The organism is Methanohalophilus sp. WG1-DM, from assembly GCF_004104135.1.
Lineage (GTDB): Archaea > Halobacteriota > Methanosarcinia > Methanosarcinales > Methanosarcinaceae > Methanohalophilus > Methanohalophilus euhalobius.
Genome location: NZ_RRBA01000012.1, coordinates 19,604 through 29,036, shown reverse-complemented (window position 1 = coordinate 29,036; position 9,433 = coordinate 19,604). Strand labels below are relative to the sequence as shown.

Genomic DNA, 9,433 nt, shown 5'->3' with positions numbered 1-9,433 from the left:
CCCACCCTCAGATGTCTATCGCACTGTCATCCACAAGCCTGAACGCCCTGTAGTAGTTCCCGTCTTTGAATTTACCGAATAAGCTTAAATCCAGTCCACTGTATTTTCCGGGATAAAATAATATCAGTGGCATGTCATCCACAACTGGTTGTAAATTATTCAGAATTGAGTGTGACCTTATAAAAGGCCAGGCTTTCCCAACTCCAGTGATAAAAACAATACCCACATCACCAAATTCATCCATTTTTTTCTTGATGGTTCGCTGGATATTTGCAGGCTTAAGCATCAATCTTAATTTTTCAAGCAACTTGTCAGATCCTTTGTCAGATTCAAATTGCATAATTCGTTCCATAGGAATTTTTGCTGTGACAATTTCAAGACACAGTTCATACAAATCAATCTCCAGAATATTTATTGATTTAAGTTTCAAATTCTCTTTTAATTTAGGAATCCTGGAACGTATAAGTAGTTCTTTCTCCGGTGGATAATCAAATATCCAAAAAGGGACTTCATTTCCCAATCCTTTACCTTGTAGAAACTCCTCGCTCTGGATGGTTTCTTCAAGTAAATCTAGGCGTTCTTCGATGGTCATGGTTATTGAATAATTTTTATAGTGTATAGGTGTTTTTCTAATTGTTAAGATTGTCCATTATTACATTAGCAAACCTTGTGTATTTTATTTACTTATGATAGTATATAATAGTAATAGTTATATTTTAGGAAGTTGTATTTCTATACAGTTAATATGGCTATAGCACCTTCAAATTACAAATATGAAATACAAGAATACAATATAAATCTTGGGCAAAGCGAGGAACAATTAAACCAAAGTTCAGAAAGTAAAGCTATATATTATCACTCTCAAGGTGATTTCAATAAGGCCCTTGAAATAATTGAAACTATAAATAATCCCAATTACGACCTTATCTTAATAAAAGCAGATTCTTATCTTAAAATTGGAAGACACGAAAAAGCATTGGAATTATATCAAAATTTAAATCACCTTCACCCCTCAAACCCGCTTCTGGAAAAAATTGCCTCAATTAACTATAACTTGGGTGAAAATGAAACTGCACTTTGTAATTACAATGGGCTTATTGAAAATGATCCCTCAAATCCTTATTTTTACGCAATGAAGGCTTCTGTATGCTTCAACCTGATAAATGATTCTGAATCGATTGATGCATATATAACATCAATTCGTGAATTTGTAAATAACAAAGACCTAGAAGCAGCCCTTGATGTATACGAACATTTGCTTACCATTAATCCAGACGATGCAGGGGCACTTTTTTCTAAGTCAGTTATTCAATATGAGTTGAATAATAATAACGAATCTAATTACAATATGGATATAGCGCTCGAATTACTAATCAAATACAATCCTATAGAAAATTTGTACAAATTATTTGATTTAACCGATGAACTAGGTTACACTAATTTGAATACATGGTGTTCAAAATCAAAAAAGTGTTTCTCAGTTAACAAAAATAAGATGGGAATCGTCTTTTTGGACCGTGTTTTAGAATTACTCAAACAGAATGGTCAAATGTCCTCATTTTTCGATATTGTAAATTATGAGCCTGAGCAAAACAATCCCTTCTATTTTTATGTAGAAGGAAAAATAATGGGAACACAGTCTTTTAATAAACCAGAAGATAAAATTAAAAAAGTAAGACGGGCTTACAAGAAGGCTGCCGATTTTTGGGAATATGAAGACAAAATCGAACTGGTCCAACATGTATGTAATGAATCACTTAAATTGGAAATAGATGGGAAAACTTACCCAACTCCACAATTGTGCACTAAGAATGCAGATTTGCTTTTGGCAATGGGTCACAAAAGAAAAGCTGCTGATGCATACATGAAAGCCATGCAATTGTATGAACAGTATAGAAACTGGAGTGAAATGGAAATTTGTTGCAAAAAGGCACTCAAAGCAGAGGCAAAAAATCCGTACATCTATGAAAAACAGGCCAAAGCTTGTAAGTTTGCTTATAACCGCAATCGACACCAAAATAAAAAGAATCAAGCAATAAAATTATACGAAAAAGCAGCCCAATTGTATAACAAATCTGGAAATCATGAAGATTCTAATAAATGTATCGACGAAGTTGCTAAAATTCAAAACGAAAAGGTCAACAAAGCATCAATACCTTACACTGGCATATCCTGCAAGAAAAATATAAAGACAGTATCTTTTGAAGAAGCACCAACTTATGATGAATTTCTGAAAGACCTGTCATCTTATTCTGATGCTCGAACACTTGCAATTTCTGATGACGAACTGTTGATATATCAGATGTATAAAGAAAATCAGAATATTGTTCCGACTCTAAGACATACCGGAGCAGGCTATTATACGGAATATCGTAAACTGGAGCATTTTTTCACAAATTTATTTTTCCAGATGTTCAGAGAAAGGATTATATCAATTTCTGAAGATGAATACGTAATTGATGACAAAAAATTAAGAGACAACTTTCTACAATTCCGTGCCGCTGCGGATAATAACCTTAAATATCTGTTCTATAAAAATTCTGATTACTATATGGGTACTATTTTATCGACCCCTGCAATCCTTTTCTTCAAAAAACTTCTCATCAAAATGGGAATGTGTCCTGGGGTGGTGGATAAAGCAAAAACAGTGGCATCTCCCGGGAGTGCGCTCTTCTTCCTAGAACTTTACATTAATCTGAAAGACATTTCAAAATTGCAGGAGTTTCAGCAAAAAATATCTGCTACCAATGAGGATGAAATAGATAATGTTCTTGCTAGACCGGTTTTAATGCTTAACCCTTGGGAACATCAAAAAGAAGGGTTAAATTCGTGGTTGTCTAACAAAGGTTTTGGAATCCTGGAAATGGCCACAGCAACTGGTAAAACTGTTGTTGGACTTATGGCGATCCAAAAATTATTGGAAAAATATGGAAGGTTACATGTTAGGATACTTACTCATAGCAAAGCAATTTTGAATCAGTGGAGACGTGAAGTAATAGATAAATTTGGAATTTTATCAAATCCATCGCTGGAGCATACTACTCCTGTAATTTCAGGTGGTCTTCAGATTCATTTCAATACAATTCAATCAGTAATCAGATCTCCATCTTCTTATCGTACTGATTTGTTGATAGTGGATGAAGTACATCATGGTGCAGGTTATGAATTCAGAAATGCTCTTTCTTTACAAAGTAAATGGAGAATGGGTTTATCAGCTACAGTTGAAGGACAAACGAAATTATCTGTGCTTAAAAGAAATTTGGGTCCAGTGGTATATAACCTTGATGTAAAAAAAGCTATATCAAAGGGAATTTTGCCTAAGTTCAGATGGGAAGTGCATCCTACATATCTTTCTATTGTAGAAGTCAATCAATTTGACAAGTTATCAAAAAAGATATCTTCTATTTTTTCTGAAATCAGCAATGATAGAAAATTAATTAAAGATCTAAGTAAAAATAAGCAAAGTCAAATGAATGACTTACGTGACTTTGTAAAGTTATGTGAGTTTGCAAGATATAGGAAAATAAAATTACCAGATAATTGGAATAAGCTTCGAGGCCTCCTTCAGGAAAGGAAATGGATCGTGCACAAATCAAAACCAAAAGTTGATGATGCAGTAAAACTTGCTTCCAAATATCTCCAACAAAAGAAAAAGATTGTACTTTTCACAATGGATATAGCAACTTGTGAAAATATCGGGAATCAATTAAAACCTTTATTTAGTAATGTATTTGTCATTCATTCACAAGCCAGAGGGAATGTATACAACCTTATAGATAAATTCAAAAGAGCTGATTCTGGTATTTTGATTGGTGCCAAAATGCTGGATGAAGGAATTGATATTCCAGATGCTGAAATTGGAATCAACGTTTCTTCTGCTGATACTCGTCTTCAACTTGTACAGAGAATTGGTAGGGTTTTAAGAAGAAAAGAAGGTAAACAACCAATATTCCATCATTATGTGGCTTTACCATCTCCAGGTGCTCATATCAATTGTGAAGATAATTTGCGTTACATGGAAGAAATTTCCAGTATACAAGACACGGCCATGAGAATAGGTTCCAAAGCATCTGTCGAAACAAAGGATTCCCACTTCATAAATCTTAAAGACGATGCAGAAAGTATGGTTCGTCAGAGATTTGAAAATCATAAAAATATGCCAATGTTCGATTATGGAACATTACAAGTAGAAAATATTTTGGAGCCATTCTATAGGCACGGTGCATCCACTAAGATCATTTCTGAGCTTGAAAAAATGTCCTCAAAATATAAGATATCGGATGAAGAGTGGGCATCAATTGTTCGACGTGCATTCCCGAAAGAAGAAAGTAATACAAAAGAAGAAGAAAAAGCACTGGATATTCCTGGTTATTGGTGGCTACTAGTTCTTGGTAATAGAAGTCCGAAAGGAATTATAAGTTTATTTCAAAAATATATGGCATTGAACAATTGATTTATATTGCTTGAGTAAAAGGGGATATTTGATTATAGCCAATGTATATTATTTTTGGGCCGGTATAATTCTTCATCAAATTTCCTTCTAAACACAGAAAGATCTACAACATAAGACATTCTTCGGTTACTTGTTCGATTACTTGTTTGGTTACATGTTCGGTTACTTGTTCGCCTGCCCGGCATGAAGTTTCTTCTTTACCAGGATGACTTTCTGTGGATTCCGCAATGGAATCTGCCAGGTAGACAATAAACTTCCACCTCATACATATCTCGATTACCTCCGGCTGGGGGAGCCCAGGTTCTTCAGCTTCCTTCAGTACACGACGGAAACCACTACCCCACTGCTCTATCAGGTCAAGTTCCCTGAAGACTCTGGCAATAACACGATTCCTGACCCTTGATACACCCTGCTTGACATCTAGGAGAGGGAAAGTTCGCTAAATGCTAAGTTCATGCAAAATACCAAAAAAAATATAGTTATTAATGGTTACATATTATTGATTGCTATGTCTGATGAGGATATGAAGAAAAGAAAAGAGGAATGGCTTACTAAAGTCAGAAAAGAAGGTAAACTCAACCGCAACCCAACTGAAGATCACAGCACCGGGCTGAAAACTCTTCAGAATAATATCCGCAGAAGTATACTATCTCTTCTACTGGAATCACCTATGGGTCTTGATGATTTGCAAAATGAAATGGAACTGACCAAAACGGAGGCCAAGTTCCATATAGGAATGTTGGAAAATGCCCTTTACGTTGAGAAAGAGGAGAAAAACGGAAGTATTGTATATTTTCCTTCTCCGCGGGCAGAAGCATATATGGAAAATGTAAAAAGTGGAGGGCATAAATGACTATTTCTATGGATGACAAAGAGTCGAATTGGGAAAAGGACTTCTCGAACTTAAAAGATACCATAATGCAGGATGGTGCTATCGATAATAAAACTAAAAAACTGCTGGCTCTTGCAAGTGCTGTGGCTGTGGGATGTGATGAATGTGTATCCCACCACAAAAAATTTGCTCGCAATGCAGGTTTAAAAGATTCCGAAATTGAAGAAGCAATTCTAGTAGCATCACTGATTCGTCTGGGGTCGGGACTGCGACATGTTGACTAAAAAGGAAAAGTAAACTAAACTGTTTTTAACCAGGAATAAATACTAAGGAGAGAAGGAATTATAGCTCTTCTCATGTATTTATCGGAATTTTTGGGTAGGCATTAAATGGAAAGTTAATGTGAGCGAAAATTATATATTATTGCCCTGATTGTCACTCGAAAATATCTCAAAGTGTAACTTATGAAGAAATTTGCTTGTTATAATTCTACATGATACAATCTTCAGCAAACATTCTCACCTAAGCGCCTTCCCCTTTACAGGCATATCCATGCCTCCCATATTCTACTATCATCTACGATGCGTAGCACCGTATGTACGTATACATCTAGCAACCGTAAAAAGATGTGAAAATAATTGCAGGACAAGAATCGATTCTGGGTCATATTACCTGTATGTACTTTGAGAAATAAGGACATCATTATTCTTAAATCATATAACATCAAGTATATTCATGAGATATACCCAATGATGTAACGCAGCATTGATTTACGTTAGAGTTGATGATTCTACCATTAGAAATTCGGGAATCCACAAAGAATTCAATTCAAAAATTAGCCAGGTGCTGAAACATTCCAATAAATATCAGGAATGAGAAATCTGGAAAAAGAGGCAGACCTGCAGGAATCGATCATGGATCATATCTGAAAAGAGGCACATAGAATAGATTGACTCTTCGCATTTGAAGATGGACCTGAAAAATAGTATGTAGGTATGAATGGCTGTGACCTTTCAGAGGGATCTAGATATTGCACCTGTGCTATGCTGGAATAGGTCTATCTGCAGTTTTGAAATAAGCTCGATCTTAAGTATTTGGTAAACCAATGTCAATGGTATATTTCAACTTTTAAATCAATCAGGATGTGTCATGCAAAAGAGTAAATTGGTTTCTGTTCTTGTAATTGTTTTTCTGTCCCTATCCTTTCTGGGTTGCACAGAAGAAGGAAACTCAAACGGGGAGATTCCGGAGGAGCAAACATCGGTAGATAATGTTTCAACGCCGGATTCACCGGAAACTGATGTTAACGTGTACAATGCAACCCTGAAGAAAACTGCGATACTGGATATTGATAATGGTTATTCCCTGAAGGTACTGGAGATAAACCGAAAAGAAGGCTATTCGATCTTATCGTTGAGGAAAGACGGCTATGAATATGGTACTAAAAAGATATTTGTCGGCCGCAGTTATGATGTATGGGACCCTGAAAAGCAGTTCATAGTCTATTCAATCAAACTGGAAAGTATATATGATAACAGTTTTGTCATCGACTTATCATACACTTTGAAACCGGAAATATATCTGTATGTGGATTTTCCTGACCGGGATAGTGAAAGGAAACCAACGGTCAAAATTGAAAAAGATTCAATCACCAGGAATTATGTATGGGAGTACGACGACAGGCAATTCCAGCTCCAGGCCAGATATGACAAAGAAGCTTATGAATTATATTCACAGAGAACCCGTTATCGCCATTGGGTGCATTTTGTAAATGACCCTTATGATGACGCATTCATATCCCAGATTACATTACAAATGGAAAATCTGGCAGAAGAAGCAGATTACGGCCGGGAGGAAATTCCTTACATAACCATGCTTTTTGTCCAGTCCCTTCCTTATGTCAGTGACAGTGTATCTGCCGGTTATGATGAATATCCCAGATTCCCCTTTGAAACAATGTACCACGGAGGCGGGGATTGTGAAGATTCCTCTATCCTGCTTGCGGCACTTTTGTATGACATGGGATATGGCGTGTCGCTGATTGAATTACCCGGTCACATGGCTGTGGGGGTAAAGGGCAGCGATGACCTTCCCGGGAGCTATTATGATTATTCGGGAGTGAAATATTTCTACCTAGAAACAACAAATTCAGGCTGGGAAGTGGGCAGGATTCCCACTGTATACAGGAATTCCGATGCCCGGATAATTCCTATTACTGACGGCTATCCAGAAATTGCAGTTGACTTTGCAGGCAGTGGAAGACACGATTCCCGTTTTTCCTACATTGACCTCGATATCGAGGTCGAGAATGTTGGTTCTGCAAAAGCCGAAGATGTCATTATTTACACTGGTCTTGAAGCCACACAGAAGGGCATGGTCTGGGACCAGGTTGCAAGTGACCAGATCCCGGAGATTGATGTGGACGAAGCAGTCTCTTATGAGATTTCAAACCTGAAGGTTCCTGTGGGTGAGACTTATCGGATTGGAATCCGGGTTGTGGGGTCAAATACTGGTGTGGAGTATGTCTACAGTGATTGGCATATTTCCTGACAGGGAATTTCAATAATCCCTTTTTTCGAAGATGGCAGAATCCGCACCTACAATTGTGGCTCCTTCAAAGAGCAACCATCTAATCATTGGAATGCCCATCGAAAGTTGCTGAATGTCTATTCGATCTAGGTTTTCCTGTTTCATTTCACCATAAAGGGTTTCATTTTCCTGAAACAAGGCTGTGCCTGCTGTGGTACTAAAAAAGATGTTCTAATGAAAGCATTGAAATTTTGAAAATTACTAAAATATTTTGGTGGGCCTAACCGGATTCGAACCGGTGATCGCTCGGTTATGAGCCGAGCGCTCTAACCAGACTAAGCTATAGGCCCATAGAAAATGATGAAAGGAGCGCCGCCAACAGGGCTCGAACCTGTGACATTCTGGTTAACAGCCAGACACTCTACCAACTGAGTTATGGCGGCACATTGCATGCGACTTGTCGCGAGCGCTTCTAATGCATCAATCTGATTTAAACTTTTTGTTTGGCGCCGCCAAAAAAGGGATTACATCAAAGGATTTTACAGGTAACCCCCATATTTACCGGAGATAGGAATGGATGCACCACAGTATTCACATTTGTTATCCTCTGTCAGATGACTTTCTTCCACATCAAAAACACCCCTTCCTATAATCATATTACCGCAGGAAGGGCAGAACGTATGCTCATATTTAGAGGACAAAACATTGCCCAGATATACATATTCCAGTCCTTCCTCAGTTGCTATTTCATAGGCCTGGTCTAGAGTCTCAACAGGTGTTGGAGAAACATTCTGGAGTTTATAGTTTGGATGAAAACGTGTGAAATGAACCGGTGTTTCTTTACCCAGGTTTTCCACTATCCATCGGCAAACATCCCTCAATTCATCCCTTGAATCATTGAATGTGGGAATCACCAGATACACCACTTCCACATGCATTCCCAGTTCACGGGCCAGTTTGGCTGAATCGAGAACGGGTTGCAAATGAGCAGAAGTGAGTTCATGATAGAATTTTTCTGTAAACGCCTTGATATCAACCCGGAAAGCATCCAGATAAGGGGCTATATGCTTCAATGCTTCCGGTGTGATATAGCCGTTTGTCACATAAACCGTAGCCAGACCTGCCTCTTTAGCAAGCTTTGCACTGTCATAGGTATATTCGTACCATATAGTCGGTTCATTGTAGGTCCAGGCAATACTCTTGCAATCTGCTGCAAGAGCTCGATCGATTGCCTGCTCAGGGGTAATTTCCACCGATTGTGCTTCGTCCAGGTTAACCTGCGATATGGTCCAGTTCTGGCAATATTTACAGCGGAAATTACAGCCAATGGTTCCAAGTGAATAGGAGTAAGTGCCCGGATAGAAATGGAATAAGGGCTTCTTTTCGATAGGATCAACGGCTTCACTTGAAACCGTATTATAGATCAGGCTATACAGTTTCCCTTCCTTATTCTGTCGCACCCTGCAAATACCGGTTTTACCTTCTGCTATACGACACCTGTGATTACATAAATTGCAACGTACCTTTTTATCCTCAAGTTGCTCATAGAACATAGCTTCTTTTAACAAACTTATACCCCCGTTTAACTGGGTACTTTGAATGATAAAAAACTATCTGCC

At 37.7% G+C, this 9,433-nt stretch carries 8 protein-coding genes, 2 tRNA genes and 1 pseudogene; 4 read left to right on the top strand and 7 right to left on the bottom strand.

Annotated features, from left to right (window positions below):
* Positions 1 to 7 precede the first annotated feature (7 nt).
* The gene (locus CI957_RS08060; protein ID WP_096712429.1) at positions 8 to 592 is read right to left on the bottom strand and encodes a DUF1788 domain-containing protein; all 585 of its coding nucleotides are present in this window, start codon (positions 590 to 592) and stop codon (positions 8 to 10) included.
* Between the two features lie 153 nt (positions 593 to 745).
* Between CI957_RS08060 and CI957_RS08055 the strand changes: the two genes are divergently transcribed.
* On the top strand, positions 746 to 4,453 hold the full coding sequence (locus CI957_RS08055) for a DEAD/DEAH box helicase family protein (RefSeq protein ID WP_096712428.1): 3,708 nt from the start codon (positions 746 to 748) through the stop codon (positions 4,451 to 4,453).
* 103 nt (positions 4,454 to 4,556) lie between these two features.
* Here the strand turns inward: CI957_RS08055 and CI957_RS10910 are convergent, their stop codons facing one another.
* Entirely contained in the window at positions 4,557 to 4,718 is a 162-nt protein-coding gene (locus CI957_RS10910) for a hypothetical protein (protein ID WP_241646014.1), read from the bottom strand.
* Between the two features lie 63 nt (positions 4,719 to 4,781).
* Positions 4,782 to 4,835: pseudogene (locus CI957_RS11240) on the bottom strand (hypothetical protein); the annotation flags it as partial.
* A gap of 126 nt (positions 4,836 to 4,961) precedes the next feature.
* On the opposite strand from CI957_RS11240, the gene CI957_RS08045 reads away from it, so the two are divergent.
* From CI957_RS08045 to CI957_RS08035, 3 genes are all read left to right on the top strand, one after another.
* Complete coding sequence (locus tag CI957_RS08045; RefSeq protein WP_096712486.1) at positions 4,962 to 5,306, top strand: winged helix-turn-helix domain-containing protein; 345 nt, start codon at positions 4,962 to 4,964, stop codon at positions 5,304 to 5,306.
* Positions 5,303 to 5,569, top strand: a complete 267-nt coding sequence (locus CI957_RS08040; protein WP_096712427.1) for a carboxymuconolactone decarboxylase family protein — start codon at positions 5,303 to 5,305, stop codon at positions 5,567 to 5,569. The genes CI957_RS08045 and CI957_RS08040 overlap by 4 nt, the downstream gene beginning before the upstream one ends.
* 865 nt (positions 5,570 to 6,434) lie before the next feature.
* Positions 6,435 to 7,835 carry a hypothetical protein gene (locus CI957_RS08035; protein ID WP_128754625.1) on the top strand — a complete coding sequence of 467 codons (1,401 nt, stop codon included), beginning with the start codon at positions 6,435 to 6,437 and terminating at the stop codon, positions 7,833 to 7,835.
* 9 nt (positions 7,836 to 7,844) lie between these two features.
* Here CI957_RS08035 and CI957_RS10680 read toward each other — a convergent pair whose 3' ends face one another.
* The 4 genes from CI957_RS10680 to amrS form a co-directional block, all read right to left on the bottom strand.
* Positions 7,845 to 8,012, bottom strand: coding sequence for a hypothetical protein (locus CI957_RS10680; protein WP_164909071.1), 168 nt, complete (start codon positions 8,010 to 8,012; stop codon positions 7,845 to 7,847).
* Positions 8,013 to 8,086: 74 nt separating this feature from the next.
* Positions 8,087 to 8,164, bottom strand: a tRNA-Ile gene (locus CI957_RS08030).
* Positions 8,165 to 8,184: 20 nt separating this feature from the next.
* Positions 8,185 to 8,257: transfer RNA gene (locus tag CI957_RS08025), tRNA-Asn, on the bottom strand.
* A gap of 96 nt (positions 8,258 to 8,353) precedes the next feature.
* A complete protein-coding gene (gene amrS / locus CI957_RS08020) occupies positions 8,354 to 9,382 on the bottom strand; it encodes an AmmeMemoRadiSam system radical SAM enzyme (protein WP_128754624.1) in 1,029 nt (342 codons plus the stop codon).
* Positions 9,383 to 9,433: the final 51 nt, after the last annotated feature.